The following is a 25,155-nucleotide window of genomic DNA, read 5'->3' as shown; positions in this document are numbered from 1 at the left end:
ACCATCAACCGGCGAGAACGGCCAGCAACAGCAGCGCGACGATATTGGTGATCTTGATTGCCGGGTTGACGGCGGGGCCGGCTGTATCCTTGTAGGGATCGCCGACGGTATCGCCGGTGACGGAGGCCTTGTGTGCATCCGAGCCCTTCATGTGACGCACGCCGTCCTTGTCGACGAAACCGTCCTCGAAGCTCTTCTTGGCATTGTCCCAGGCGCCGCCGCCCGAGGTCATCGAGATGGCGACGAAGAGACCGTTGATGATGACGCCGAGCAGCGATGCGCCGAGGGCGGCAAAGGCCGAGGCCTTCGAGCCGGAGATCAGAAGCACACCGAAATAGACGACGACGGGGGCGAGCACCGGCAGCAGCGAAGGCACGATCATCTCGCGGATGGCGGCCTTGGTCAGCAAGTCGACGGCCTTGCCGTAATCCGGCTTTTCCGTGCCTTGCATGATGCCGGGCTTCATCTTGAACTGCCGGCGAACCTCCTCGACGATCGAGCCGGCGGCGCGGCCGACGGCTGTCATGGCGATGCCGCCGAACAGATAGGGAATCATGCCGCCGAAAAGCAGGCCGGCGACGACGTAAGGGTTCGACAGCTCGAACGAGATTTCGCCGATATTGGCGAAATAGGGATATTGGTCGCCATGAGCCGCGAAATACCGCAGGTCGTTGGCGTAGGCGGCAAAAAGCACCAGTGCGCCGAGACCGGCCGAACCGATCGCGTAGCCCTTGGTGACCGCTTTGGTGGTGTTGCCGACGGCGTCGAGCGCGTCGGTCGACTTGCGCACTTCCGGCGGCAGATGGGACATTTCGGCGATGCCGCCGGCATTGTCGGTGACCGGACCGAAGGCATCGAGGGCGACGATCATACCGGCGAGGCCGAGCATGGCGGTGACGGCGATACCGGTGCCGAAAAGGCCGCCGAGCTGATAGGTGGCCAGAATACCGCCGACGATGACTATGGCCGGCAGAGCGGTCGATTCGAGCGAGACTGCCAGGCCCTGGATGACGTTGGTGCCGTGACCGGTCACCGAAGACTGGGCGATCGAAACGACGGGGCGTTTGCCGGTGCCGGTATAGTATTCGGTAATGACGACGATCAGCGCGGTGACGACGAGGCCGACGAGACCGCAGACAAAGAGGTTGGTACCGGTGACGTCGGCGCCGGCGACCGTGCCAAGCGAGCCCCAGCCGACGGTCAGCGAGGTGGCGGCGCCGAGACCGACAATCGACAGCAGGCCGGTGACGATGAGGCCCTTGTACAGCGCACCCATGATCGAGCCGTTCGAGCCGAGCTTGACGAAGAACGTGCCGATGATCGAGGTGATGATGCAGGCAGCGCAGATCGCCAGCGGATAGACCATTGCTGATTGAAGGATCGGCGCGCCGGCAAAGAAGATCGCGGCGAGAACCATGGTGGCGACGACCGAGACGGCATAGGTCTCGAACAGGTCGGCCGCCATGCCGGCGCAGTCGCCGACATTGTCGCCGACGTTATCGGCAATCGTCGCCGGGTTGCGCGGATCGTCTTCGGGGATACCGGCCTCCACCTTGCCGACGAGGTCGCCGCCGACATCGGCGCCCTTGGTGAAGATGCCGCCCCCGAGACGGGCGAAGATCGAGATCAGCGAGGCGCCGAAGCCGAGCGCCACCAGCGCGTCGATGACTTCGCGCGAGCCGCTCTCGTGTCCGAGCCCGACTGTCAATATCGTATAGTAGATGGAGACGCCGAGCAGCGCGAGGCCCGCCACCAGCATGCCGGTGATGGCGCCCGACTTGAAGGCGATGTCGAGACCGGCGGAAAGGCTGGCGGACGCCGCCTGGGCGGTGCGCACGTTGGCGCGGACGGAGACGTGCATGCCGATGAAACCGGCAGCACCTGACAGAACGGCGCCGATCAGGAAACCGACGGCGGCAGTGGCGGAGAGAAGCAGCCAGGCTGCGATGAAAACAACGACGCCGACAAGCGCAATGGTTCTATATTGACGCGTCAGGTAGGCTTGGGCGCCCTCGCGGATGTAGCCCGCGATCTCCTGCATCCGGCTGTTGCCCTGATCGGCGGCAAGCACCGACCGGGTTGCCCAGGCGGCATAGACCACCGAGAGCAGACCGGATGCGATTACGCATAAAAGAATGGTCATTTCGCTCTTTCCTCCCATAGGCCGGAGCTCACTCCTTCTCCGGCAGATACGCCGCCGACTCGCCTTCCTCTCCACAGAAATGCACAGCTAAGCGGTGCGGAGATTGCGTGGTCGATCACGTGGCGTCAAGCCCGCAAAGGCCGAAAACCATTGCGGTACGAAGAAAGACGTAGGGAGATTGTTCGGCGGCTAAAGAGTTACTTCTTCGCCTCGCCGCGGACCTGCTTGGCGATGCGGTCGAGCACGGCATTAACGAGCTTCGGCTCGTCGTCATCGAAAAAGGCTCGAGCGATCTCGACATATTCGGTGACGATGACCGCCACCGGGACGTCCTTGCGATCGAGGAGTTCGAAAACGCCGGCACGCAGGATGGCCCGCACCGTGCTATCGAGGCGCGACAGCGCCCAATCATCCTGCAATGCCGCGGCAATCAGGGGGTCGAGACGAACCTGATCACGCACGACGCCGGAGACGATGGAGCGGAACCAGGCGGCATCGGCCTTCAGATAGGTGGCGCCGTCGAGTTCCTGACCGAGGCGGTGCGCCTCGTATTCGGCGACGATTTCCAGAACGCCGGTGCCGCCGACATCCATCTGATAAAGCGCCTGAACGGCCGCCAGGCGGGCAGCGCCCCGCTGGTTCGCAGTCTTGACCGGCCGTTCCGTCTTGTCGTCGTTCATTCGTTATGCACCCAGTTTCTGCTTCAGCGCGATCATCGTCAGAGCCGCGCGGGCGGCAAACCCGCCCTTGTCCTTGTCCGAACGGCGGGCGCGCGCCCAAGCTTGTTCGTCATTTTCGACGGTCAGGATGCCGTTGCCGATGGCAAGGGATTCGCTGACCGCGAGATCCATCAGCGCGCGCGAGGATTCGTTCGATACGATATCGAAATGATAGGTCTCGCCGCGAATGACCATGCCGAGAGCGACATAGCCGTCATAATGCGTGCCGCCATTGTCGTCCCCATCGAGCGCCATGGCAATCGCTGCCGGAATTTCCAACGCGCCGGGAACGGTGACAACCTCATAGGTGGCGCCGGCTTGTTCGAGCGCAAAGGTCGCGCCTTCGAGCAGCGCGTCGGCCATGTCGTCATAGAAGCGGGCCTCGACGATCAAAATATGGGGAGCGGTCTCTCTCGACATTGTTTACCTTCGGTTGGCGGGAATTTTTCCACTCGACAGCCCGCGGTCAAAACATGCCTTCATCAGAATGGCAAGCACTTTCGGCCAGTGCTGCAAAAGCGAAAGAGGAAATATCGACAGCGGGATAGCCGCACCGTCCCTGCCGAGCCTGCCAAGCCTTCGAAATCCGCTTTTCCGGGGGCGTGGAAAACGGCAATTCGAAGGCGGTTTTCATGACGAATTTTTAATTCTTTTTCAGGTACTTATCCCATTGAATCGCGAAAGTGACAACGCCAATTCCATCTCGTGACGCAGACGATCCCCTGCACGACAGCCGACCGTCAAAGCAGATGAAAGGATTAAATCATGAACCGCGTTGTCACAATAACCATCGCCGCAGCCCTCTCCTCACTCGCTTTTGCCGGCGTCAGTCGGGCCGAGAGCTTCAGAATGAACTCCGCCCAGGGCATCGAGCAGACGCTCAGGACCTTCCGGGGCAATGACTTCAATGTCGAGCAGGTCCGAAACTGGCACAATCTCGACGACGAGACGACAGGTCCGCGCTCGGCCCCGGAACGTTCCGGCCAGGCGATACACGGAATCCAGGCCTCGATCCATGCCAACAGATCGCTTGCACACCGTCTGAACAATGAGGGCGTCGATGTACGCAACATCGTCAACGCCGAACAGGCGGCGGACGGAAGCGTGACTTTCTACGTCCGCTGAGATCACAACCTGTTGCAAGCTCGAAGCATGGGCGGCGTTCTCCTCTCCGCCCATGCCGAGGATTTTCCCGGGTCAGCGCGCGATTGCCATTGAATTTTCCGGCAAGATGATAGCTTCTCTTCCTGCAACAGGAGGACATCATGGCGGCGGAATCGAAAGCGATCATCAATATCGCTGATCTCAAGCTCGACCACTGGAAACAGGGCGAGTTCTACGAAGGCGCCGACGTCTCGTTCGGCGCGCTGCTCGGCCTTGCGGGCCTCGGCATCAGCTACAATGAGGTGCCATCCGGCAAATCGAGCTGCCCTTTCCACAATCACCACGTCGAGGACGAGTTGTTCTACGTGATCGCAGGCGCCGGCGAATACCGCTTCGGCAGCGAGCGCCATCCGGTCCGGGCGGGCGACGTACTCGGCGCACCCGCGGGCGGGCCGGAAACGGCGCATCAGCTTATCAATACCGGCACAACCACGCTCGTCTATCTCGGCATTTCGACGATGGCGAAAACCGAAATCGTCGAATATCCCGATTCCGGAAAGTTCCTTGCCAAGACCAACAGGGAGGCGACAGAAACCGGGCGCTTCCGCCATATCGGAAAGACTGAAGGCGATCTCGACTATTGGGACGGCGAGCCCGGCGCCTGAACGCGATACCCCAAGGACCTATCGTGATCGACATCCCCACCCTAGAAACGGAGCGGCTGACGCTTCGCCCTCACCGCCTCGACGATTTCGAGGCGCATGCGGCGCTGTGGGCGGATGAAACCGTCGTTCGCTTCATTACCGGCGCGCCGTCGACACGCGAGCAGAGCTGGAGCCGCATGCTGCGCATCGCCGGCATGTGGCACCATATGGGTTTCGGCTTTCTGGCCATCGTGGAAAAGGAAAGCGGCAGGTTCATCGGCGAAGCTGGTTTCCTCGAAGCCCGGCGCGATATGGAACCGTCGATCGAGGGAACGATGGAGATCGGCTGGGCGCTGTTGCCCGCAGCCCACGGCCGCGGTTATGCCACAGAGGCGCTGACGGCTCTGATCGGCTGGGCGGAGGCGCATTTTCCGGGACAGCCGATGAGCTGCATCATCAGTCCCGAGAACTACGCCTCGCTGCGGGTCGCGGCCAAGCTCGGTTTCCGCGAGACCACGCGCACGCAGTACAACGGCGAGATCATTCAGTTTTCGCGTTAGGGAATTCAGCCAAGCGGGGAACGCAACGCAGAGAGTCCACCGCGCAGGCCCAATGCTCGTGGAACGCGGAGTTGCGAATGCCCGAGGGCGTGCCACCTTTCTCCCAGCAATCATTTATCTATCTGGCGAGATCCGCGGCGTCTTTTGCCGATTTTGCCTGTCCTTCCGCGCAAGCCTCGCGTAACGCCCGAGTTCTATGGTGATGGCAAGCCGTCTGCTTCGGTCCTCCGGCGAGGCGATCACCGCTTTCGCCGGCTGAGGCTGGAGAAAAGCGTTTCAAGGGGAGAAACATTTGCCGCGCGTGTCGATCTGTATACCGGCCTACAAGCCTGATTTCTTTGAACTCACCCTGAAGAGTGCAATCGCGCAAAGCTATACGGATGTCGAGATCATCGTCTCGGACGATTGCCCGACGGACGCCATCGAGGCAATCTGTTCACGGTATTCCAGCCTCATTACTTATAGCCGCAATCCCCATCCCGGCGAATACACCAATATCATGAGGCTCGCCGGTCTCGCCGAGGGCGAATACATCAAATTTCTGTTCGATGACGATGTGCTTAGCCCTTTCTGCGTGCAGTTTCTTCTTGAAGCGCTGGAGGCAACGCGCGGCAGAGGGACGAAACTTGCCTTTTCACCGCGGCATGTGATCGACGAGAGGAACAATTTCATCAACCTGATCAACCATTTCCAGGTTGCCCAGGGTTTAAAGGTCATCGAAGGCCGGGATTTCATCCGCTTGACAGCCATGCATCACCTCAACCTTATCGGCGAATATTCGACCGTGATGATGCGCAAGGCGGACTGCTTCGATGAGAACGGCGAGTTCCGGCTTTTCAGACCGGAAAACGGTATCTTCCGCGGCCTTCTTGATCTCTCAGGCTGGATGGAGCTCGCCAAGGAAGGCGCATTCGTCGCCCATCCGCACCCGCTTTCCTATTTCCGGCAACATTCCAATTCCAAATCAAACCATACCACGAACCCGATCTTCATCTACGCCATCATCTTTTACGAAGACATTCTGAATTATGCGCACGCCAACGGCTTCCTCAGCCCGCAGGATTTGCCGGTCTCCTATCGCAATCTGATCAATGTCTACCAGTATTGGCGCGCCGCCTTTCCGGAACTTGAGGCGAGGATCGCTCGCCTGAGCACACTGCTTGATGATACCGGGCGATGGAGCGCGTAGCGGTTTGGGGCCGCTCGATTCCGGCGAGCTTCGCGGTACCCGCAGGTTTCGCACAATTCTCACGATTTAATTGATGGTCGACATGGAGCGATCATGCAGGCAGAGGATTTCAAATGATGCAGTTGATGGATGCTACAATGGCGGGTATCGGCGGACGCGAGCAGATCGTGCAGGCGTCTTTTTCCGTCGTCGTCCCCGCCTTCAACGCATCAAACGTCATTGGGCGATGCCTGCAGAGCCTATTAAGTCAGCAGGGGCAGACGGCATTTGAAATTATTGTCGTCGACGATTGCTCGGCGGACGACACGATCGCTAAAGCCGAAGAGATAGCTCGTGGGCATAATAACGTTAGTGTCCTGCGCCTCGACGGCAACGGCGGACCCGGTATCGCCAGGAATGCAGGGGTACTCAGAGCAAAAGGCGAATGGATTTGCTTTGTCGATGCCGACGACGTCGTCGAGAACAACTTTCTGGAGATGCTTCAAGCATCCGTCGAAGACCTCACGGATATCCTCGCGTTCAACTCCAGCCTTCATGACGCAGAAACCGGCAATAGCCTGAAAGCCAGCATCCGCGAGGATCTCGCCCGAGTCGAGGGCGCCGACAGGCTGGCGGATTATCTTCAGGATCGTGTTGATCGATCAGTCATCTTCCATCTGTTCCGCCGCCGTTTCCTCCTCGACAACAACATCATGTTCCGGGGCGGCCTTCACGAGGACGTCGATTACATGTTTCACGCGCTGATGCGCGCGCGTTCGGTCAAGAGTCTCGACCGGCAGATCTACCGCAAGCTCGATACACAGGGCTCAATCGTCAATTCTCTCAGCACCCGTCACGTCGACGGCTTCTTCGATGCGCTCGACGCCATGCATGCGCTCGTGGCGGACACGCCTATGTGGCCTGACCTGAAAAATCCTTTCCTGACGGGCATCATCAACGTGACCGCGTCTCGCCTGCTCAGGCTGCTGCCCGGCAAGGTGGTCAAGCTCGAGGATGCCGGCAAGATCCTCTCCACGCTTCACGACCGTGTCGTGCGCTCAATGAAGCTTGCCGAGATCGTCTATCCCCTGCCGGTTCCGCCATCCGGCTTCCGCACCAAATACCGGATCACCTTCGATGCCTTCATGAACGGCATGGAAAAAGGCGATACGACCGAAGATATGCTGAAAGTCTTCGCGGAAATCGCGCCGAAGCTCTGGAGCTGCTACGACCTTCATCATTCCATTCTGCTCGGACCCGGCGAGGTGCGCACCTGCTGCAAGCGCTTCACCTATGAAGGCGAGCTGAAAGGCGATGTGGTTCTTTTTGGCGGTAACGGCAAGGACTTCGAGTTCACCTACGGCGATATCAAGCAGGCAAAGGATGCCCTGTTCCTCGAGATCAACCGAGACAACTCAGATGAATGCCGCGGTTGTCCCTTCTTGAAATTCGAGGATTGGGGGCGGCCGCTCAATCAGGGCGTCAAGTATCTTTCCTTCGAGCATCACTCGCTTTGCAACATGCGCTGCACCTATTGCAGCGAGACGTATTTTGGCGGCAAGAAGCCTGCTTATGATGCGGGCGCATTTATTGACACGTTAAAGGATGCCAAGGCCCTCGAGAACATGGAATATATCGTCTGGGGCGGCGGCGAACCGACGGTCGAGCCGCGCTTCGACGAGCTGCTCAGCAAACTGGCTGAGGGCATTTCCAATGTTAAGCAGCGCGTCATCACCAACGCGACAATGTATTCGGAGCCCCTTGCAGACCTTCTCCGGAAGGATCAGGCTCATATCGTTACCAGCATCGACGCCGGAAACAGCAAGAATTTCAACGAGATTCGCAAGTACAAACATTTCGAGCGAGTATTCGAAAACCTCCGCCGCTATGCTGCCTGCTCTTCGCGCAACGTCGTCATAAAATATATTCTCTTGCCGGAAAACAGCTCCTCGGACGAACTCCGGCAATATGCCGACCTGATCGTCGAGAATGGCTTGACCGATTGCAACTTCCAAATCAGCTGCGATTTCAAAACGGATCGCGTGACCGATGAGCAGTTAGTGTCGATCGTAGAACTTCACCATCTGCTGAGAGTTCGCGGCGCGCGTCTCATATTCCTTGACGATCTCGTCTGGCAGCGGATCTTGACGGTTACGCCGGATACTCTGGAATTGCTGAAATCCAAGTTGGAACCTTCGGTGCTGGAGACGGCATTCGAGCCGGTCCATCCTAAGGGCGTTGTGGTTTGGGGGATTGGCGGACAAGCTCAGATCATTCGCCGCAAGTCGCAGTTCTTCAAAACGAGCAAGATCGCCTATTTCATAGATCCGCGCCCCGAAATGATCGGCCAGAGGCTCGGCGGCATCGAAGTGCGCGCCCCTCATTCCGCCCTGTCGGATGACCTGCCGATCATGATCGGCGCCGTGCAAAGCGCGCCGGAAATCTATGATCAGATTGAGGCCCTCGGCATAAGCCCCCAGCGGATTCTGCAGAAAGTCATCCTGTAGCGCTGAAACTCTGATCGAAGCGATAGGAAGTCAACCGCCTCGATCAGCAAGCCTCGGGAAACGCCCGCAGCTTATGATTTTGATCACCGCGTCCGTTTTCGAGTCTTTGAACACCGCAAGCGGATGGAAGAGAGCTGTTGATCTGCAGCTCCAGCGGTTTGATGCGCAACGCCCCTAACTCGTCAGGGGATGTGGGAGGGATTTGAGAATGACCAAGAGAGCATTGCTGGTCGGCAGCAACTTCAGCGCAGTTCCCCTTCTATTTGCCCTGAAGAGGCGCGGCCTGCATATTTCCGTGTGCGGAAACCGGCCGGATGAGCCCTGCCACGCGCATGCGGATCAGTCGCATTTCATCGACTACAGCGATCCGACCGTGTTGCTCTCCCTCGTCGAGAACGGCGATTTCGATTTCATCGTGCCGACCGGCAACGACGTTGCCTATATGTCGACCACCTTCGTCGCCGAAAAGCTCGGATTCCCGCGCTTCGATTCCATGGAAACCGCGACCATCATTCACACGAAGCAGGCGTTCCGCAGCTTCACCGAGCAGTACGATATCCCTGCCCCACGTTCGGTGCGCCTGCATGGCGACTCGCCGGTCGAGACCGGCGCACTGCGCTATCCGCTGCTTGTGAAGCCAAGCGACAGTTTCAGCGGTCGTGGCGTCACGAAGGTTTTCGACAGGACAGAACTTACCGACGCCGTCGCCGACGCCCGGCGCAACTCGCGCGCGGCGGAGATCGTGATAGAGGAATTCGTCGAAGGCAGCCTGCACAGCCATTCCGCCTTCATCAAGGATCAGGAAATCGTCTTCGACGTCTTCGTCGACGAATATTGCACAATCTACCCATACCAGGTCGATTCATCGAATCATCCATCGCGGCTCTCCGAAACTGTTCGTTCGAAGACGCGTGCCATTATGGCGCGTGTCGTCAAGCTGCTCGGACTGCAGGACGGCCTCATCCATACGCAGTTCCTGTCAAATGGCGACGATGTCTGGATCGTCGAATGCATGCGACGCTGCCCGGGTGATCTTTACGGCTCACTTGTCGATCAGTCTCTCGGCATCGATTATGCCGACCTCGTCATAACGCTGCTGCTGGGCGAGGAATTTTCGGTCAATCCGCGCTTCAAACCGCCGCTGTTTTTTGGGCGCCACACCATCACCTCTGACACGCCCTCGACGCCGTTTTCCTTCTCACATTCCATTCCATCATCCGATGTCCGCATCGCGCAACTCAAGACCACCGGCAAGCCGATGAATTCGGCACCGTTCGACAAGCTGGCCATCCTCTACGCCCGCTTCGAGACGCGAGACGAGATGCTGAAGGTGGTGCCGGATTTCAAGACCTTCATTTCGCTCCAAACGATGCAAGGAGACTTCGCATGAGCCGATCAAGCCAAGGAGTACCGGAAAAGCTGCGCCTCGCGTTTCTGGGCGGCGCCGTCAATTCTGCTGTAGGCCGCGCTCATCGGGATGCAATCGAGCTTGATCAGAAATTCGATCTTGTCGCTGGCTGCTTCAGCCGCCATGAGGAGATCAATCGCGAGACGGCGGAACAGTACCGCATTTCACCGGAGCGCTGCCATGGCGACTTCGATACTTTGCTATCGAAAGAAGCCGGCAACATCGATGCTCTCGTCGTGCTTACGCCGACGCAGCAGCATATGAAGCAGGTTGTCGGCGCACTCGAGGCGGGTATTCCGGTGATCTCGGAAAAGGCCCTTGCCGGTTCGAGCGCCGAGACGCGCACGATCGACAATGCGCGCAGTAATGGGACCTTTTTGGCCGTAACCTACAATTACACGGGATACCCCATGCTCCGCGAAATCCGTGGCATGGTCGAGCATGGTGTTTTCGGCGAATTGCAGCAGATCCATATGGAGATGCCGCAGGAGAGCTTCCTCCGTTTCCGCCGCGACGGGACACCGATGACGCCACAAGATTGGCGCTTGCGCGACGGTCCCGTGCCGACGGTTTCGCTCGATCTCGGCGTTCATGTGCACTCGTTGCTTCATTTTCTTACCCAGCGAGAGCCGGAAGAAGTCTGCGCGACCAGCCAGAGTTTCGGCAACTTCCCGCAGGTGCTCGACAATGTGCAGGCGCTCGTGCGATGCGCCGGCGGCCTGCATTGCAGCATGTGGTACGGCAAGACAGCCCTCGGGCAACGCAACGGCCTGCGTGTGCGGCTCTATGGCTCCAAGGCATCAATCGAATGGCTTCAGGAAACCCCCGAAGTTGCCCATTTCTACGACCGCAACGGCCGCAAGCAGATCCTCGATCGCGCCAGCCCGGATATCATGATCGCCAACGCTAGCCGCTATGAGCGGTTCAAGGCGGGTCATCCTTCGGGCTTCATCGAAGCCTTCGCGAATTATTATGCCGACCTTGCGGACGCCCTCCTGCAGCGCAAGACCAATAGCGCACGCTTGCCCCATCCCTATGTGCTCGGGCTCGATGAGGCGGAAGAAGGACTGCGGCTGCTGGAAGCGATCGAATGCTCGCGGCTGGAAAAGCGCTGGATCGAAATTGAGCCGCGGGGCGTACGGCGCCCTGTGACAGAGCGGCTCGAAATCCAGGCTCCGCAACTGGCACTCTAATCTGTCGTCTACAGGATAAAGAAAACGGCGTGATCGATGGTCACGCCGTTTTCTTGTGAGTTGCCGGCTGCATGCGCGGTTTCGCAATTTCTTGTTTGGCAGGCCGAGCCCGCGTTCCAAATCCTGCTGACAAGGGAGGCCGCCTGGCCTATTGGCGAGGGATACCGCACAGCAGATCGTTTCTATCTGCGGTGCGACATGACATCCGGAAGATCGTGTTTTAAACCGACTGGATCAGCCCGCAGACCTTGTCGACGATCTCCATCTCCATGTCCGGATAGATAGGAAGGCAGAGCACCTGTAGTGCTGCTTCGCTTGCGACCGGCAGGTTCGACGGCTGGGCGGAAGGCAGGCTGCGATACATCGAGAAGCTTGAAATCAGCGGATAGAAATAGCGGCGCGGATGAATGCCGTTTTCCTTCAGTAACTCGTAGAGCCCGTCGCGTGAAATGGGATAGCCAGCGCGGACGAGGATCGGGAAATAAGAGAAGTTGGAGACGGTCTCGCCGGAACGGTCCAGGCATTCAATGCCCGCAACGCCGCGGAGCCGCTCGCGGTATAAACCGTCGATGAGCTCCCGCCTTTCGAGTGCAAACTTGATGTATTTCAGCTGCAACAGGCCGAGCGCAGCGTTGAACTCGCTCATCTTGCCGTTCGTGCCCGGCGCCACCACGGTCACTTCATCGACGTAACCGAAGTTCTTCAGCTGGTCGATGCGGGTCTTCGTCTTGATGTCCGGGCAGATGATGGCTCCGCCTTCGAATGTGTTGAAAACCTTCGTCGCATGGAAGCTCAGGATGGAGAGGTCGCCGTGATTGAGAACGCTTCCCCGTTCGTCTTCCACGCCGAAGGCATGGGCGGCATCATAGATGATCTTGAGATTGTAGAGATCGGCGATCTTCTGGATCGCATCGACGTCGCAAGGGTGGCCGTAGCAATGCACCGGCATGATCGCCGTCGTCTGCTGTGTGATCGCCGCCTCGATCTTCGCTGGATCGAGATTGAGGGTCACCGGGTCGATGTCGACGAAGACGGGCTTTAAGCCGTTCCAGAGAAGCGAATGCGAAGTGGCCACGAAGGAATAAGGCGTGGTGATGACTTCGCCCGTGACGCGGAGCGCCTGAAGCGCCGTCAGCAGCGCAACGGTAGCGTTTGAAAAGAGGCTGATGTGCTTCACGCCGAGATGATTGCAGAGCTCCTGCTCAAGTTGCTCATGGAACGGCCCGCCATTGGTCAGGATGCGATTGCTCCAGATCGCTTCAAGCGAAGGAATGAATTCTTCAAGCGGCGGCAGGCTGGGCTTCGTTACGTAGATCTTTTCGTTTTTCATGACGCCGTCCAGGGTTGGGCCCTATCTCGGAAATGGGCCTGGTACGAACATCAGGGCTTAACCTGTTGCGAAGCTGACCAGCGAAATTCCTGTCAACAGTGTGGCGCAAGCTTCACGTCCAATAGTCGACCCCCATACGAATGCCGTATCGTGAATCACGAAGACGGCAGCCATTCGCGAAGGACGATACCTTGACGATCAATCAGCCCATTTCTTCTTTGCCGGCCGGTCTTCCTGATCTGGCGCTTCTCACGGAGAAAGCTGCCGGGACGGGATCTGTCATTATCTATCAACCTTATCTCGACCCTTCGCAACGCAGCCAGATCGACGCAGCGGCCATGCCGCTCGATATCTCGTTCAATACGCAGGCCACGACCCGCGAATATGAACTCTTCCGCACCCTGTATCAGCATCACGAGGCGATCGGCCTCGGCGACGACGTATTCTGGGGGCTGCTCTCCAGCAAATTCGAGATGAAGTCGGTGACGAGCTTCCCGTCCTTTGTCACGGAGGCGGAAAAGGCCAGGGCAGAAGGTGCGGACGCCTATCTTTACAATCCGCTGATCGGCCACGCGGCGATCTACAGCAACGTTTGGGAACATTCGCTGCTTGGCGGTCATCCCGGCATGGACCCGATCTTCCTGCATATCCAGAACCTCGGCTATCCGATCGCGCCGCCTCAGGACAAGACTGCCTTCGCGTTCTGCAACTATTTCTGCGGCAACCGGAAATTCTGGTCCGGGTATTTCGCCTTTTGCGAACGCATTCTCGAATCGCTGGAACACCAAGCGCGTGCCGGCACGCCGGCGGGTACTGCCTATGCCGGCACGGCTCACTATTCGCGCGATGCCAATGCGAAGATGCGCCCCTTCGTGATCGAGCGCCTGCTCGGGCTTTATGTCCAGCAGGCTGCCGCCTCCGGATTGAAAATCGCCGCCTTCGTGCCGGCCCTTGCCGATTTCGAATGGAAATTTGGTATCCGCCTCGGCCGTCTGCTGCATGGGCTCTTCGCCGCCAAGGAAGCCTTTCTGAAGAGCCTTGACGAGGCGCTCCTGACCTCGTGGCAGGAAGGCCGCCAGCCGCTCATCAAGCAGCCGCATCTGATCTGGATGGCTGATGATCCGCCCGCCTGGATGCCGCGCGGCCAGTTCATCGGCGGCCGCGAATTGATGCGCGCCTATGCTCCGCAGGCATCAGGCGCCACCCCGACGCCGCAGCAGCCGATACGGATGGAAAGGCCCGCTATATCAGCCGCGCCGAAAATCGAGCAGCCGCTCCGCAACCCGCTGCAGCCCTTTGCCGGCGGATGGCAGGCGCACAAGGACCGTCACTGCATCTGGATCGTGACGCCCGAAAACTACAATCACAGCCACGCCTTCGACGAAGTCGCGCTCGGCCTGCAAGGCGCCTTCGAGGAACTCGGCGGCTCGGCACCGATCGTCCGCGACATGAACGCGTTCGCAGGCCGTGCGCCGATCATCTACGGCGGCAATCTTCTCCCCGCCGAAATCGCCGCCCATCTGCCGAAGGACAGCGTCATCATCAACCTCGAGCAGGTGTCCGAGGAAAGCAGCTGGATCAATTCGCGCTATATGTCGATCCTGAGGGCGATGCCGGTGCTCGACTACAGCCCGCGCAACCGCGAAAACCTTGCCGCCAAGGGCATCGATCACGCCGGTGTCCTCGAAATCGGTTACAGCGGTTGCCTGAGCCAAATCCAGCACAACCCCGTCAAGGATATCGACGTCCTCTTCTACGGCTCGATGAACGAACGCCGCCACCATATCCTGAAGACGTTGAACGACAGCGGGCTCAAGGTCGCGCATCTCTTTAACATCTATGGTGCGGAACGCGATGCGGCGATTGCCCGCGCCAAGATCGTCATAAACATCCATCATTATGCGAGTGGCGTTTTCGAGATCGTGCGTATTTCCTATCTGCTCGCCAATCGCGTTTGCGTGCTGACGGAAGGTGATAGCCGCGATCCAGACCTCCAGCCCTTTATCGGCGGCTTGGCAATTGAGCGCTATGACGACATGATCGACCGCTGCTACAAGCTGATCGCAGACGCAGACGAGCGCGATGCCACTGCCGCGACTGGCCTTGCGGCCATGCGGAGCCGCTCGCAGGCGGACATGCTGATGAGCGTCATGAAGGCCGCAGAAAAGGTAAGTCATGCGCATTGAGACCGCAGCCATCGAGGGCATTGTTGCAATCACGCCGCCACGCTTCGGCGATCACCGCGGCTACTTCTCCGAGGTATTCAAGGATGCCTGGTTCCGGGAAAATGTGGCCAACGTCACGTTCATCCAGGACAATGAGTCGCTTTCGGCGCAGGCTGGAACCGTCCGGGGGCTGCATTTCCAGATCCCGCCCTTTGCCCAGGGCAAACTGGTGCGCTGCCTTGCCGGTCGGATCATGGATGTCGTCGTCGATATCCGCGAGGGATCGCCGAGCTTCGGCAGATGGCTCTCTCAGGAACTCTCGCCGGAAACTGGCAAGCAGCTCTGGATACCGGCCGGTTTCGCGCACGGATTTGTAACGATCGAGCCGAACAGCGTTATCAGCTACAAGGTAACCGCACCCTACAGCCCGCAGCATGATCGGGGCATCGCGTGGAACGATCCGATGATCGGCATTCGCTGGCCGTTCGATGAGAGAGAGATAGTGTCGTCCGACAAAGACAAGACACTGCCGCGGCTCGCCGATCTGCCAAGCCATTTTTCTTATTCAACACAGCAACCCAAGGATTGATCGTCGATGCGCATACTGGTCACGGGCGGAGCGGGCTTCATCGGATCGGCATTGGTGCGCCATCTTGTCAGCGAGATCGGCGCCGAGGTGCTGAATGTCGACGCACTGACTTATGCCGGCAATATGGCATCGCTGAAATCCGTCGAATCGGCGCCGAACTATCAATTCCTGCGCGCCGATATCTGCGACCACGCCAGGATGCAGGAAGCATTCGCGTCCTTCCGCCCTGATATCGTCATGCATCTCGCCGCAGAGAGCCATGTCGACCGCTCGATCTCGGGCGCTGCCGATTTCATTCAGACCAATATCGTCGGCACATTCAGCCTGCTGGATGCCGCGCGGCACTATTGGGACGGGCTGGACGCGCGCAGCAAGAGCGCCTTCCGCTTTCTGCATGTCTCGACGGACGAGGTCTACGGCTCGCTCGGCGACGAGGGCCTCTTCGCGGAGACGACGCCTTACGATCCGTCCTCGCCCTACTCCGCCTCCAAGGCCGCGAGCGACCACCTGGCGGTCGCCTGGCACCGCACCTATGGCCTGCCCGTCGTCGTCTCCAATTGCTCCAACAACTACGGCCCGTTCCATTTCCCGGAAAAGCTCATTCCGCTGATGATCCTGAACGCATTAGAGAGCAAGCCTCTTCCGGTTTACGGCAATGGCGCGAATGTTCGCGACTGGCTCTATGTCGAAGACCACGCCCGCGCGCTTTTCACGATCGCATCCAGAGGACGCCCTGGGGAAAAATACAATGTCGGCGGCCGCAATGAGCGCCGGAACATCGATGTCGTTCATCGCATTTGCGCGATCCTCGACAGCGTCTACGCTGACAAAGCACCTCATGCACATCTGATCGCCAATGTCACGGACAGGCCCGGACACGACGCACGCTATGCGATCGATGCCTCGAAGCTCGAAAGCGAACTCGGCTGGAAGGCGCAAGAGACTTTCGAAACCGGCATCGAGAAGACGGTGCACTGGTACTTGGAAAACGAATGGTGGTGGAGGCCGCTGCGCGAGAACGTCTACTCCGGCGAACGCCTCGGCGTTCTCAAAGGACAATAAGCGATGCGCATTGCCGTCACCGGCAAACAGGGCCAGCTCGTTCAGTCGCTGCTCAGACGTGGCGCCGAAACGGACGTCGACATCAGTGCGGTCGGGCGCCCGGAAATGGACCTCGCGAATCCCACAAGCATTGCGGCCGCCTTCTCGGCTCTGCGCCCAGATCTGATCGTCTCGGCCGCCGCCTATACGGCGGTCGACAAGGCCGAGAGCGAAGCCGAGCTTGCTTTCTCAGTCAACGCGACCGGCGCCGGGGCGGTTGCCGAGGCTGCCGCGCGGATCGAGGTCCCGGTGATCCACATTTCGACGGACTACGTCTTCAGCGGCGACAAGGCCTCCGCATATTCCGAAGAGGATGCCACGGCGCCGATCTCCGTCTATGGGCGTTCGAAACTCGCGGGCGAGAAGGCCGTCGCGGCGGTGAACCCGAACCACGTCATCTTGCGCACTGCCTGGGTCTATTCGCCCTTTGGCACCAATTTCCTGAAAACGATGCTGCGGCTTTCCGAGACGCGCGATCATCTTCGCGTTGTCGCCGATCAGACAGGATGCCCGACCTCGGCACTCGACATCGCCGACGCGATTCTTGCGATCGCAACCCGCATCGTAGCGGATCCTGCGCCATCGCTCCGCGGCACCTTTCACCTGACCGGCAGCGGCGAAGCTAGCTGGGCGGACTTCGCCGAAGAGATATTCGCGGAGCTTCATAAATCCGGCGGCAAAAAGGTCGAGGTCGAACGCATCCCGACGGCGGATTATCCGACGGCGGCGATGCGTCCCGCCAATTCGCGTCTCAGCGGCGACAAGCTCGCCAGAACATATGGAATCCGACTCCCGGAGTGGAAGCAGTCCATGATGGTGGTCATGCAAGACCTTTTGAATAAAGGTCTTTAAGGAGATTGGCATGAAGGGAATTATCCTCGCCGGCGGCACAGGCACACGTCTGCATCCGATCACAGAGGCCGTCTCGAAACAGTTGATGCCGGTCTACGACAAGCCGATGATCTACTATCCGCTGACGACGCTTATGCTCGCCGGCATCAGGGAGTTGCTGATCATCACCACGCCTCACGACGTCGAAGCCTTCAAGCGCCTTCTCGGCGACGGCTCGCAATGGGGAATTTCGCTGAACTATGCCGTACAGCCGAGCCCGGACGGCCTCGCCCAGGCGTTCATCATCGGCGCCGACTTCGTGCACGGCGACAGCTCGGCACTCGTTCTCGGCGACAACATCTTCTACGGGCACGGCTTGCCGGAAATCATGAAATCTGGCACGAGTCGTCGCGAAGGCGCGACAGTTTTCGCCTATCATGTCACCGATCCGGAACGCTATGGCGTCGTCGGCTTCGACGAAAAGATGAATGCGCTGTCGATCGAGGAGAAGCCGAAGGAGCCAAAATCGAACTGGGCGGTGACCGGCCTCTATTTCTACGACCAGCAGGTGGTCGATATCGCCGCCAACCTGAAGCCGTCACCGCGCGGTGAATTGGAAATCACCGACGTCAACCGCACCTATCTCGAGCGCGGCCAGCTATTCGTGGAGTTGATGGGCCGGGGCTATGCCTGGCTCGACACCGGCACGCCGGACAGCCTGCACGATGCCGCGGGTTTCGTCAGCACCCTGGAGAAACGCCAGGGCTTCAAGATCGCGTGTCCCGAGGAAGTCGCCTGGCGCATGGGTTACATCTCGCAGGCCGAACTCGCCAAGCTCGCGGAGAAGCTCGGCAAGAGTGCCTACGGCCAGTACCTGCGGAAGCTGTCCCCGGATTGGTGAACTGTCTGGCCGGCCAGACGCGCTGTCCCTTTCAACCCGCATAACTGCAAAATCGACCGCGATTTTCGCAGTTATGCGTTCGTCCGTATGGATCAGACGTTTCCGGCTTCTCGCGCACTCGGAAATTCCGCCAGCCGGGCAGCGTAACGCGCCATGGTGTCGACTTCGAAATTGACAAAATCGCCGGCCTTGCGCTCACCCCAGGTGGTGACGTCGAGCGTGTGGCGGATGAGCAGGACATCGAAATCGGTGCCGTCGACAGCATTGACGGTCAGCGAAGTGCCGTCCAGTGCGATCGATCCCTTGGGGGCGACGAATTTCGCCAGATGTTCGGGCGCACGCAGGCGATAGCGGGTGGCGTCACCCTCCGATGTCACCGAGAGGATTTCCGCCTTGCCGTCGACATGGCCGGAAACGATGTGGCCGCCGAGCTCGTCGCCGATCTTCAACGACCGCTCGAGATTGATGCGGCTTCCTTCTTGCCAGGTGCCGATCGTCGTCAGCCGCAGCGCTTCTTCCCAAGCTTCCACCTCGAACCAGCGGCCATTGCTGCCTTCATCAGGCAGGCCGGTCACGGTCAGGCAGATGCCGGAATGGGAGATGGATGCACCCATATCGATGGTGGAGGGATCATAAGCGGTCGCGACGCGCAGCTTGATGCCCTCCTTCAGGGGGGAAACGGATTCTACTATACCGACATCGGTGACTATTCCGGTGAACATCAAAGCCCTCTTTCATACTCGTCCAGGCGATCGTCGCCAAAGATTCGCGTGCTCATATGCATGAAACCGGATGGTATGTCGGTTGCCTGCAACGGGGATTCAATACCGCCCTCACCGAGGGCGACAGGCGCCTGATAGAGCTGGATGTGGTCGACAAGACCGGCTTCGAGGAATAGCCGCGCCGTCTTTGCGCCGCCTTCGACCAGAAGCGAAGAAATGCCCCGCGTCGCAAGCGCCGGGAGCAGGACCTCGGGGTGATAAGGATTGCAGTAGACAATTTCGACGCCGGCGGCTTCGAGCGCGGTGCGGCGGGAGTCCATGTCGGCGGGGTCAGTGGTCGGCGCCCCAGCATCCGCCCCCAACGGCGAAACCTCTTCCCTCGCCACCACAATCACCGGCACGTCCCGCGCCGTCTGAACCAGCTTGCTCGTCAACGGCAATGCCAGCGCGGGATCAAGGACGATGCGGATCGGCGACTGTGCTTCGAGGCCTGGCGTGCGCACCGTCAAAAGCGGGTCATCTGCTATCGCGGTGCCGATGCCGACGAGGATCGCGTCGGTTTCGGCGCGCAGCGCCTGAACCTCAGCGCGGGCCTCCGGACCTGTGATCGCCACTTGGCCCTTCCCCTCACGGCCGATCATGCCATCGGCGGAAACGGCAAGCTTGAGAGTCACATAGGGGCGGTTCTTCGTTTGGCGGGTGAGATAGCCGGCCAGCGAGCGCCGGCCCTCTGTTTCCAGCACGCCTGGCGTCACCTCGATGCCGGCGTTGCGCAGCATCGCGATGCCGCGGCCCGAGACGCGCGGGTCAGGATCGGTGACGCTGACGACAACGCGGGCAATGCCATAGGCGATCAGCGCCTCTGCGCAAGGTGGCGTCTTACCGTGGTGCGAGCAGGGTTCGAGCGTCACATAAGCGGTGGCGCCACGGGCGAGTTCGCCGGCTTCGGCGAGCGCCTGCGGCTCGGCGTGCGGGCGGCCGCCGAGAGCCGTGACCGCACTGCCGACGACGACGCCGTCACGAACGATCAGGCAGCCGACGGAAGGGTTGGTGGCGGTACGGCCGAGATGCCGGCGCGATAGGCGGATCGCCGCCGCCATGAAACCTTCGTCCTCCGCCGAGACTCTCATGGCTCATCTGTCCAGCGGGTCGCGGGCGATCTTGGCGTTGATTTCGGAAATGACCTTCTCGAAATCCTCGGCAAGCGAGAAATCCCGGTAGACCGAGGCGTAACGCACGAAGCCGACATCGTCGAGGCTCTTCATGGCTTCCAGCACCTGCAAGCCGATTTGCTCGGAGGAGATTTCCGTCTCGCCGGAACTCTCAAGCCGGCGGACGATGCCGGAAACGGCGCGCTCGATGCGATCCCGCTCGACGGGGCGTTTGCGGAGCGCCACTTCGAAGGAGCGCACCAGTTTGTCACGATCGAAGGGCACCTTGCGGCCAGTCTTCTTGATGACCATCAGCTCGCGCAGCTGGACGCGCTCGAAGGTGGTGAAGCGGCCGCCGCAATCCGGACAGATACGCCGACGGCGGATGGACGTGTTGTCCTCCGCCGGACGCGAATCCTTGACCTGGGTATCTTCCGAACCGCAATAGGGGCAGCGCATCGCTACTCCTTACCCCATGTAGCCATACATGGGGAAGCGGTCTGTGAGGTTGACCACCTTGCCGCGCACGGCGGCTTCAACGGCGGCGTTGCCGTCATCGGAATTGGCGACCTTCAGGCCGTCGAGAACCTCGACGATCAAATTGCCGATCTCGCGGAATTCGGCTTCCTTGAAGCCGCGCGTCGTGCCGGCCGGTGCGCCCAAACGCACGCCTGACGTGACGAAGGGCTTTTCCGGGTCGAAGGGAATGCCGTTCTTGTTGCAGGTGATATAGGCGCGGCCGAGAGCTGCCTCGGCGCGCTTGCCGGTGGCGTTCTTCTTGCGCAGGTCAACGAGCATCAGGTGGTTGTCGGTGCCGCCGGAGACGACGTCGAGGCCGCCTGCGATCAGCGTCTCGGCCAGCGCCCGGGCGTTCTTGACGATCTGAGTGGCGTAATCCTTGAATTCCGGCTGCAGCGCCTCGCCGAAGGCGACGGCCTTGGCAGCGATGATGTGCATCAACGGACCACCCTGCAGGCCCGGGAAGACAGCCGAATTGAACTTCTTGGCGAGATCCTCTTCATTGGTGAGGATGACGCCGCCGCGCGGGCCGCGCAGCGACTTATGCGTCGTCGTCGTCGCGACATGGCAATGCGGGAACGGCGACGGATGCTGGCCACCGGCGACGAGGCCGGCGATGTGAGCCATGTCGACCATCAGATAGGCGCCGACGCTGTCGGCGATCTCGCGGAAGCGCTTCCAGTCCCAGATGCGGGAATAGGCGGTGCCGCCGGCGATGATCAGCTTCGGCTTGTGCTCTTCGGCTTTGCGGGCGACTTCATCCATATCGAGCAGGTTGTCGCCTTCGCGCACGCCGTAGGAAACGACGTTGAACCACTTGCCCGACATGTTGACCGGCGAACCATGCGTCAGGTGGCCGCCCGAATTCAGGTCGAGACCCATGAAGGTGTCACCGGGCTGCAGCAGCGCCAGGAACACGGCTTGGTTCATCTGCGAGCCGGAATTCGGCTGGACGTTGGCGAAATTGACGCCGAACAGCTTCTTGGCGCGCTCGATCGCCAGTTCCTCGGCGATATCGACGAACTGGCAGCCGCCGTAATAACGCTTGCCCGGATAACCCTCGGCATATTTGTTGGTCATGATGGAGCCCTGGGCTTCCAGCACGGCGCGGGAGACGATGTTCTCGGAAGCGATCAGTTCGATCTCGTGCCGTTGGCGACCGAGTTCCTTTCCGATCGCGCCGAAAATTTCCGGATCAACGTCCGCAAGCGAGCGATTGAAGAAGGATTCGGTGGAAGCATTGGTCATGGGCGGGCTCCTCAACTGGAATGCGCTGAGGTATTAGCCTTCCGCCGTGGCAAGGGCAATACGAAGAACGACATTTGCTGAGCAAAGCGCGCGCTCCGGCCATTTTGCGACAGCGCGGCGCCGACGAATGGCGGCCGCATGACGAAGCGCCCTGCCCGGCATAAAAAACCGCGCCCTCGAGGCGCGGTTCTCAAAATCACGATGCTGAGGTCGCCGCTTACTGAACCGGCTGTTCCATGCCGGCCGTGGTATCGAGCGCGAGCTCGGCATTGCCGTCCATCTGATAGATGTCGTCGCGAAACTGGACGATGCCGTCGGGCATGCCCCAGGCGGAGATGTAGACGAAATAGACCGGAACTTCGGTGGCGAGCTTGATCGGCGTGTTGACGCCGCTTGCGATCACCTGTTCCATCTGCTGGCGGTTCCAGCCCGGCGTCTCGCGCAGCAACCAGGTCGACAGGTCGCGCACGTTCTGAACGCGGACGCAGCCCGACGATTCGAAACGCATGAGCTTGTTGAACAGGCCCTGCTGCGGCGTGTCGTGCATGTACTCGCCGTTCTTGTTGTAGAAGTTGATCTTCGTCGACGCCATGGCGTTGATCTTGCCCGGGTCCTGGCGAAACATCAGGTTCGGCGCCTCGCCGTTCCAATCGACAGTCTCCGGAGAAACCTCGTTGCCCTTGCCGTCGATCAGGCGGATCGCGTTCTTTTCGAGATATGTCGGATCCTTGCGCATCAGCGGCATGATATCCTTTTCGACGATCGAGCGCGGCGCGGTCCAGTAGGGGTTGAGGATGACTTCGTAGATCTTCGAGTTGACGAGATGCGTCGGTCGGCTCAGACGGCCGACGACCGCGGTGTGGCGCGTCGCAACGCTGCCGTCTTCGACGGCCTCGACATAGGCGGCCGGAATGTTGACCATTAGGTGGCGGCGGCCAAGATCTTCCGGGAAGGTCTGCAGGCGGACCAGATTGGTGTTCAACTGCTGCAGGCGGACATCGGCCGGAATGTTCATCGCCTTCAGCGTGAACTCGCCGAGAACGCCGTCGGACGGCAGGCCGTGACGCGCCTGGAAGCGCTTGACGGCGCCGTCGACATAGGAATCGAAGGCGTTCGACATGCCTGCCTCGCGCGGCAGGTCGCCGGTGATCGCAAGGCGCTGGCGCAGCGCCTGGACGGCGGGAGAGGAAACGCCGAGCTGCAGGCGCTGATCACCGGGATTGACTTCCGGCCAGCCGCCGGCTGCCGCAATCTGCTGATACTGCATGATCGCCTGCTGTGCGCTCGCGACCGATTGGGGACCGAGGATCGGCGTATTGGAAACGACGGCGGTCGCCGTGCGCGAAGCCGCCTTGGCATCGAACTGGTCGTCCCAGTTGCCGCGGCGCGGCGCGTTGATCAGCGTATCGAGCGCCGACTGCGCCAATGCCGGCGCGGCCATAGCGCTGGCTCCAATCGTTGCCGCGGACGCAAGGAAAGCGCGGCGCGAGAGAGCTTCATTTCCGTTTTTCTTCGACATAGTCCCAACCACTGAATGCCGCATGCAAGGAAGCGCGGCGCTTTGCGATATCACTGCGCCGTAACGCAGATCCCTATCCATTCGTTCTCCCGGCACATCGGAAAATCCTGCCCCCGCATCACAAGACTGCGATGCGGAAGCCTGAACGTTCCTGGTCCATTGAAAGCGCCGGTTGCTAACCTTCCGCTGCCACACCAATATGGCCAATTCGTGTTGCCGGGACCGCAGATCGCTGCCGATGGCCGAGTCATCACGCAACGAACCATGTGACGAGGTAAATCGTGCCGGTTAATAACGGCTAAAAAACGGCTTGAATACCGGCCCTTACGCTTGCCTGCCATGCGTTGCAAAGATGCCACGCGGGCGCAAACGGCAAAACCGGACGCGCAGGGAACGCATCCGGTTTTCTTCAACCCTGAAAGGAGGTCGAGGGTCTTAGAGGCGATACATGATCGAGTCGTTCCAGAAGCGGTCGAGCCGCTGGAGCAGCTTGTTCATCTGGGTGAACTCGTCGGTGCCGATGCCGCCGACCTTGTCGATCGAGGCGATGTGGCGTTCGTAGAGCTTGGCGACCGTTTCGGCGATGTCCTGGCCGGTGTCGGTCAGGCTGATGCGGACCGAGCGGCGGTCGATGCGGGAGCGCTGGTGGTTGATGAAGCCGAGGTCGACCAGCTTCTTCACGTTGTAGGAAACGTTGGAGCCGAGATAGTAGCCACGGGAGCGCAGCTCGCCGGCGGTCAGCTCGGAATTGCCGATGTTGAAAAGGAGCAGCGCCTGGATGGCGTTGACGTCGCTGCGACCCTGGCGGTCGAACTCGTCCTTGATGACGTCGAGAAGACGGCGATGAAGACGTTCGACCAGATGAAGGGATTCCATGTAAAGATCACGGATGCCCTGATCCTGCTGGTCACGGAAGTTGGATACCGCCTGCGGCTTGATTTTCGTGTTCATATTGACTGCCTCACTGTTTGTTTGGCGGTGTCGTTTTCTTCCCGCCTTGAGTGAGACCCTATCGAATACATATAAAATTCGACTTAAACCGCAGGCTTAATGGAGCCTTACCGGAAACTCCACGTTGTCTCAGGGTAAATCAACACTTACCTGGCGGCGGTGCCGGCGCTTTTCCAGCCAGAGCAACAGGCGGAATATGCAGTAGACCGCGGCGACCATGAGATGCAGCAGAATGATCAGCTTGTTGGGTCCGAAGATATCAGGCAGCAGGCCATACATCAGGATCTGTCCGCCTGCTGCCAGCACCCAGATAACCGGCCCCCAGGAGACGGTAAGCCAGAGGCCGAGGGAGGCGACGGGGAAAAGCACGGCAAGGCTGGTGCTCGCCACCTTCCACGGCAGGTTCAAAAGATCGAAGCGGCCGGCGCCGACCAAGGAATAGCCGACGAGCATCGCCCAATATTGGAGACCGAACCAGAAGCAGGATACGGCCACCAGCCTCAGGAGGAGGATGAAGAGAAGATCCGCCAGCGTGCGTTTCGGTAGTGTCGGGGATTCGGTTTCCATGGCGCAAACATCGGTTCGGGATCGGATCGTTACAAGCAGTTTTTCCGCCGCGGCCAATCGTCCGGTTTGGATTTTCCGGGCGCCATGATAATGAGCGCTCCGATAAATGGAATGG

24 protein-coding genes are annotated in these 25,155 nt (G+C 59.9%); 12 read left to right on the top strand and 12 right to left on the bottom strand.

Features of this window, described 5'->3' with window-relative positions; translation table 11 throughout:
• Positions 1-4: 4 nt before the first annotated feature.
• From NL154_RS06760 to NL154_RS06745, 4 genes are all read right to left on the bottom strand, one after another.
• The gene (locus NL154_RS06760) at positions 5-2,143 is read right to left on the bottom strand and encodes a sodium-translocating pyrophosphatase (protein WP_434733821.1); all 2,139 of its coding nucleotides are present in this window, start codon (positions 2,141-2,143) and stop codon (positions 5-7) included.
• A 197-nt stretch (positions 2,144-2,340) separates the two neighbouring features.
• The gene (nusB, locus tag NL154_RS06755; protein ID WP_064706868.1) at positions 2,341-2,823 is read right to left on the bottom strand and encodes a transcription antitermination factor NusB; all 483 of its coding nucleotides are present in this window, start codon (positions 2,821-2,823) and stop codon (positions 2,341-2,343) included.
• A gap of 3 nt (positions 2,824-2,826) precedes the next feature.
• Positions 2,827-3,282, bottom strand: coding sequence for a 6,7-dimethyl-8-ribityllumazine synthase (locus NL154_RS06750; RefSeq protein ID WP_011424856.1), 456 nt, complete (start codon positions 3,280-3,282; stop codon positions 2,827-2,829).
• A 46-nt stretch (positions 3,283-3,328) separates the two neighbouring features.
• Positions 3,329-3,496, bottom strand: coding sequence for a hypothetical protein (locus tag NL154_RS06745; RefSeq protein WP_210628352.1), 168 nt, complete (start codon positions 3,494-3,496; stop codon positions 3,329-3,331).
• A gap of 131 nt (positions 3,497-3,627) precedes the next feature.
• On the opposite strand from NL154_RS06745, the gene NL154_RS06740 reads away from it, so the two are divergent.
• The 7 genes from NL154_RS06740 to NL154_RS06710 all read left to right on the top strand — a co-directional run bounded on the left by NL154_RS06740 (position 3,628) and on the right by NL154_RS06710 (position 11,446).
• Positions 3,628-3,987 (top strand): hypothetical protein, encoded by a 360-nt coding sequence (locus NL154_RS06740; protein WP_210628353.1) that lies wholly within the window; start codon positions 3,628-3,630, stop codon positions 3,985-3,987.
• 140 nt (positions 3,988-4,127) lie between these two features.
• Positions 4,128-4,631, top strand: a complete 504-nt coding sequence (locus tag NL154_RS06735; RefSeq protein ID WP_210628354.1) for a cupin domain-containing protein — start codon at positions 4,128-4,130, stop codon at positions 4,629-4,631.
• 23 nt (positions 4,632-4,654) lie between these two features.
• Positions 4,655-5,170: a GNAT family N-acetyltransferase gene (locus NL154_RS06730; RefSeq protein WP_210628355.1), complete on the top strand. Its 516-nt coding sequence runs from the start codon at positions 4,655-4,657 to the stop codon at positions 5,168-5,170.
• Between the two features lie 292 nt (positions 5,171-5,462).
• The gene (locus NL154_RS06725; protein ID WP_210628356.1) at positions 5,463-6,359 is read left to right on the top strand and encodes a glycosyltransferase family 2 protein; all 897 of its coding nucleotides are present in this window, start codon (positions 5,463-5,465) and stop codon (positions 6,357-6,359) included.
• Between the two features lie 113 nt (positions 6,360-6,472).
• Positions 6,473-8,845, top strand: a complete 2,373-nt coding sequence (locus NL154_RS06720; RefSeq protein WP_434733820.1) for a glycosyltransferase — start codon at positions 6,473-6,475, stop codon at positions 8,843-8,845.
• Between the two features lie 208 nt (positions 8,846-9,053).
• A complete protein-coding gene (locus NL154_RS06715) occupies positions 9,054-10,235 on the top strand; it encodes an ATP-grasp domain-containing protein (protein ID WP_221155841.1) in 1,182 nt (393 codons plus the stop codon).
• Entirely contained in the window at positions 10,232-11,446 is a 1,215-nt protein-coding gene (locus NL154_RS06710; RefSeq protein ID WP_434733819.1) for a Gfo/Idh/MocA family protein, read from the top strand. The genes NL154_RS06715 and NL154_RS06710 overlap by 4 nt, the downstream gene beginning before the upstream one ends.
• 220 nt (positions 11,447-11,666) lie before the next feature.
• Here NL154_RS06710 and NL154_RS06705 read toward each other — a convergent pair whose 3' ends face one another.
• Positions 11,667-12,776 carry a DegT/DnrJ/EryC1/StrS family aminotransferase gene (locus NL154_RS06705; RefSeq protein WP_434733818.1) on the bottom strand — a complete coding sequence of 370 codons (1,110 nt, stop codon included), beginning with the start codon at positions 12,774-12,776 and terminating at the stop codon, positions 11,667-11,669.
• A 191-nt stretch (positions 12,777-12,967) separates the two neighbouring features.
• Here NL154_RS06705 and NL154_RS06700 point away from each other — a divergent pair, with 191 nt between their 5' ends.
• Genes NL154_RS06700 through rfbA form a run of 5 tightly spaced genes read left to right on the top strand, consistent with a single transcriptional unit; the run spans position 12,968 to position 18,363 of the window.
• Positions 12,968-14,962 carry a glycosyltransferase family 1 protein gene (locus NL154_RS06700; RefSeq protein WP_221147281.1) on the top strand — a complete coding sequence of 665 codons (1,995 nt, stop codon included), beginning with the start codon at positions 12,968-12,970 and terminating at the stop codon, positions 14,960-14,962.
• Complete coding sequence (gene rfbC / locus NL154_RS06695) at positions 14,952-15,530, top strand: dTDP-4-dehydrorhamnose 3,5-epimerase (RefSeq protein ID WP_210628362.1); 579 nt, start codon at positions 14,952-14,954, stop codon at positions 15,528-15,530. The genes NL154_RS06700 and rfbC overlap by 11 nt, the downstream gene beginning before the upstream one ends.
• A gap of 6 nt (positions 15,531-15,536) precedes the next feature.
• Positions 15,537-16,592, top strand: coding sequence for a dTDP-glucose 4,6-dehydratase (rfbB, locus tag NL154_RS06690; RefSeq protein ID WP_210628363.1), 1,056 nt, complete (start codon positions 15,537-15,539; stop codon positions 16,590-16,592).
• Between the two features lie 3 nt (positions 16,593-16,595).
• Complete coding sequence (rfbD, locus tag NL154_RS06685) at positions 16,596-17,483, top strand: dTDP-4-dehydrorhamnose reductase (RefSeq protein ID WP_221147283.1); 888 nt, start codon at positions 16,596-16,598, stop codon at positions 17,481-17,483.
• Positions 17,484-17,493: 10 nt separating this feature from the next.
• A complete protein-coding gene (gene rfbA / locus NL154_RS06680) occupies positions 17,494-18,363 on the top strand; it encodes a glucose-1-phosphate thymidylyltransferase RfbA (RefSeq protein WP_210628365.1) in 870 nt (289 codons plus the stop codon).
• A 92-nt stretch (positions 18,364-18,455) separates the two neighbouring features.
• On the opposite strand, the gene NL154_RS06675 is transcribed toward rfbA, so the two are convergent.
• From NL154_RS06675 to NL154_RS06645, 7 genes are all read right to left on the bottom strand, one after another.
• Positions 18,456-19,085 carry a riboflavin synthase gene (locus NL154_RS06675; RefSeq protein WP_210628366.1) on the bottom strand — a complete coding sequence of 210 codons (630 nt, stop codon included), beginning with the start codon at positions 19,083-19,085 and terminating at the stop codon, positions 18,456-18,458.
• Positions 19,085-20,215, bottom strand: a complete 1,131-nt coding sequence (ribD, locus tag NL154_RS06670; protein ID WP_221164546.1) for a bifunctional diaminohydroxyphosphoribosylaminopyrimidine deaminase/5-amino-6-(5-phosphoribosylamino)uracil reductase RibD — start codon at positions 20,213-20,215, stop codon at positions 19,085-19,087. The genes NL154_RS06675 and ribD overlap by 1 nt, the downstream gene beginning before the upstream one ends.
• Before the next feature lie 3 nt (positions 20,216-20,218).
• A complete protein-coding gene (nrdR, locus tag NL154_RS06665; protein WP_003547190.1) occupies positions 20,219-20,695 on the bottom strand; it encodes a transcriptional regulator NrdR in 477 nt (158 codons plus the stop codon).
• Positions 20,696-20,704: 9 nt separating this feature from the next.
• Positions 20,705-22,003 (bottom strand): serine hydroxymethyltransferase, encoded by a 1,299-nt coding sequence (gene glyA, locus NL154_RS06660; protein ID WP_434733817.1) that lies wholly within the window; start codon positions 22,001-22,003, stop codon positions 20,705-20,707.
• A gap of 217 nt (positions 22,004-22,220) precedes the next feature.
• Complete coding sequence (locus NL154_RS06655) at positions 22,221-23,522, bottom strand: L,D-transpeptidase family protein (RefSeq protein ID WP_210628369.1); 1,302 nt, start codon at positions 23,520-23,522, stop codon at positions 22,221-22,223.
• Positions 23,523-23,957: 435 nt separating this feature from the next.
• On the bottom strand, positions 23,958-24,473 hold the full coding sequence (gene ldtR / locus NL154_RS06650; protein WP_210628370.1) for a transcriptional regulator LdtR: 516 nt from the start codon (positions 24,471-24,473) through the stop codon (positions 23,958-23,960).
• Between the two features lie 129 nt (positions 24,474-24,602).
• Complete coding sequence (locus tag NL154_RS06645; protein WP_210628371.1) at positions 24,603-25,040, bottom strand: DUF6163 family protein; 438 nt, start codon at positions 25,038-25,040, stop codon at positions 24,603-24,605.
• Positions 25,041-25,155 lie beyond the last annotated feature (115 nt).

This window comes from Rhizobium sp. YTUHZ044 (assembly GCF_051123975.1).
Classification (GTDB): domain Bacteria; phylum Pseudomonadota; class Alphaproteobacteria; order Rhizobiales; family Rhizobiaceae; genus Rhizobium.
This window is presented reverse-complemented; position numbering and strand designations above follow the sequence as displayed.

Bases quoted from the DNA above. Each gene is read 5' to 3' on its own strand.
- NL154_RS06760 (WP_434733821.1), bottom strand. From the start codon at position 2,143: ATGACCATTCTTTTATGCGTAATCGCATCCGGTCTGCTCTCGGTGGTC.
- nusB (WP_064706868.1), bottom strand. From the start codon at position 2,823: ATGAACGACGACAAGACGGAACGGCCGGTCAAGACTGCGAACCAGCGG.
- NL154_RS06750 (WP_011424856.1), bottom strand. From the start codon at position 3,282: ATGTCGAGAGAGACCGCTCCCCATATTTTGATCGTCGAGGCCCGCTTC.
- NL154_RS06745 (WP_210628352.1), bottom strand. From the start codon at position 3,496: ATGAAAACCGCCTTCGAATTGCCGTTTTCCACGCCCCCGGAAAAGCGG.
- NL154_RS06740 (WP_210628353.1), top strand. From the start codon at position 3,628: ATGAACCGCGTTGTCACAATAACCATCGCCGCAGCCCTCTCCTCACTC.
- NL154_RS06735 (WP_210628354.1), top strand. From the start codon at position 4,128: ATGGCGGCGGAATCGAAAGCGATCATCAATATCGCTGATCTCAAGCTC.
- NL154_RS06720 (WP_434733820.1), top strand. From the start codon at position 6,473: ATGATGCAGTTGATGGATGCTACAATGGCGGGTATCGGCGGACGCGAG.
- NL154_RS06715 (WP_221155841.1), top strand. From the start codon at position 9,054: ATGACCAAGAGAGCATTGCTGGTCGGCAGCAACTTCAGCGCAGTTCCC.
- NL154_RS06710 (WP_434733819.1), top strand. From the start codon at position 10,232: ATGAGCCGATCAAGCCAAGGAGTACCGGAAAAGCTGCGCCTCGCGTTT.
- NL154_RS06705 (WP_434733818.1), bottom strand. From the start codon at position 12,776: ATGAAAAACGAAAAGATCTACGTAACGAAGCCCAGCCTGCCGCCGCTT.
- rfbC (WP_210628362.1), top strand. From the start codon at position 14,952: ATGCGCATTGAGACCGCAGCCATCGAGGGCATTGTTGCAATCACGCCG.
- rfbB (WP_210628363.1), top strand. From the start codon at position 15,537: ATGCGCATACTGGTCACGGGCGGAGCGGGCTTCATCGGATCGGCATTG.
- rfbD (WP_221147283.1), top strand. From the start codon at position 16,596: ATGCGCATTGCCGTCACCGGCAAACAGGGCCAGCTCGTTCAGTCGCTG.
- rfbA (WP_210628365.1), top strand. From the start codon at position 17,494: ATGAAGGGAATTATCCTCGCCGGCGGCACAGGCACACGTCTGCATCCG.
- NL154_RS06675 (WP_210628366.1), bottom strand. From the start codon at position 19,085: ATGTTCACCGGAATAGTCACCGATGTCGGTATAGTAGAATCCGTTTCC.
- ribD (WP_221164546.1), bottom strand. From the start codon at position 20,215: ATGAGAGTCTCGGCGGAGGACGAAGGTTTCATGGCGGCGGCGATCCGC.
- nrdR (WP_003547190.1), bottom strand. From the start codon at position 20,695: ATGCGCTGCCCCTATTGCGGTTCGGAAGATACCCAGGTCAAGGATTCG.
- glyA (WP_434733817.1), bottom strand. From the start codon at position 22,003: ATGACCAATGCTTCCACCGAATCCTTCTTCAATCGCTCGCTTGCGGAC.
- NL154_RS06655 (WP_210628369.1), bottom strand. From the start codon at position 23,522: ATGTCGAAGAAAAACGGAAATGAAGCTCTCTCGCGCCGCGCTTTCCTT.
- ldtR (WP_210628370.1), bottom strand. From the start codon at position 24,473: ATGAACACGAAAATCAAGCCGCAGGCGGTATCCAACTTCCGTGACCAG.
- NL154_RS06645 (WP_210628371.1), bottom strand. From the start codon at position 25,040: ATGGAAACCGAATCCCCGACACTACCGAAACGCACGCTGGCGGATCTT.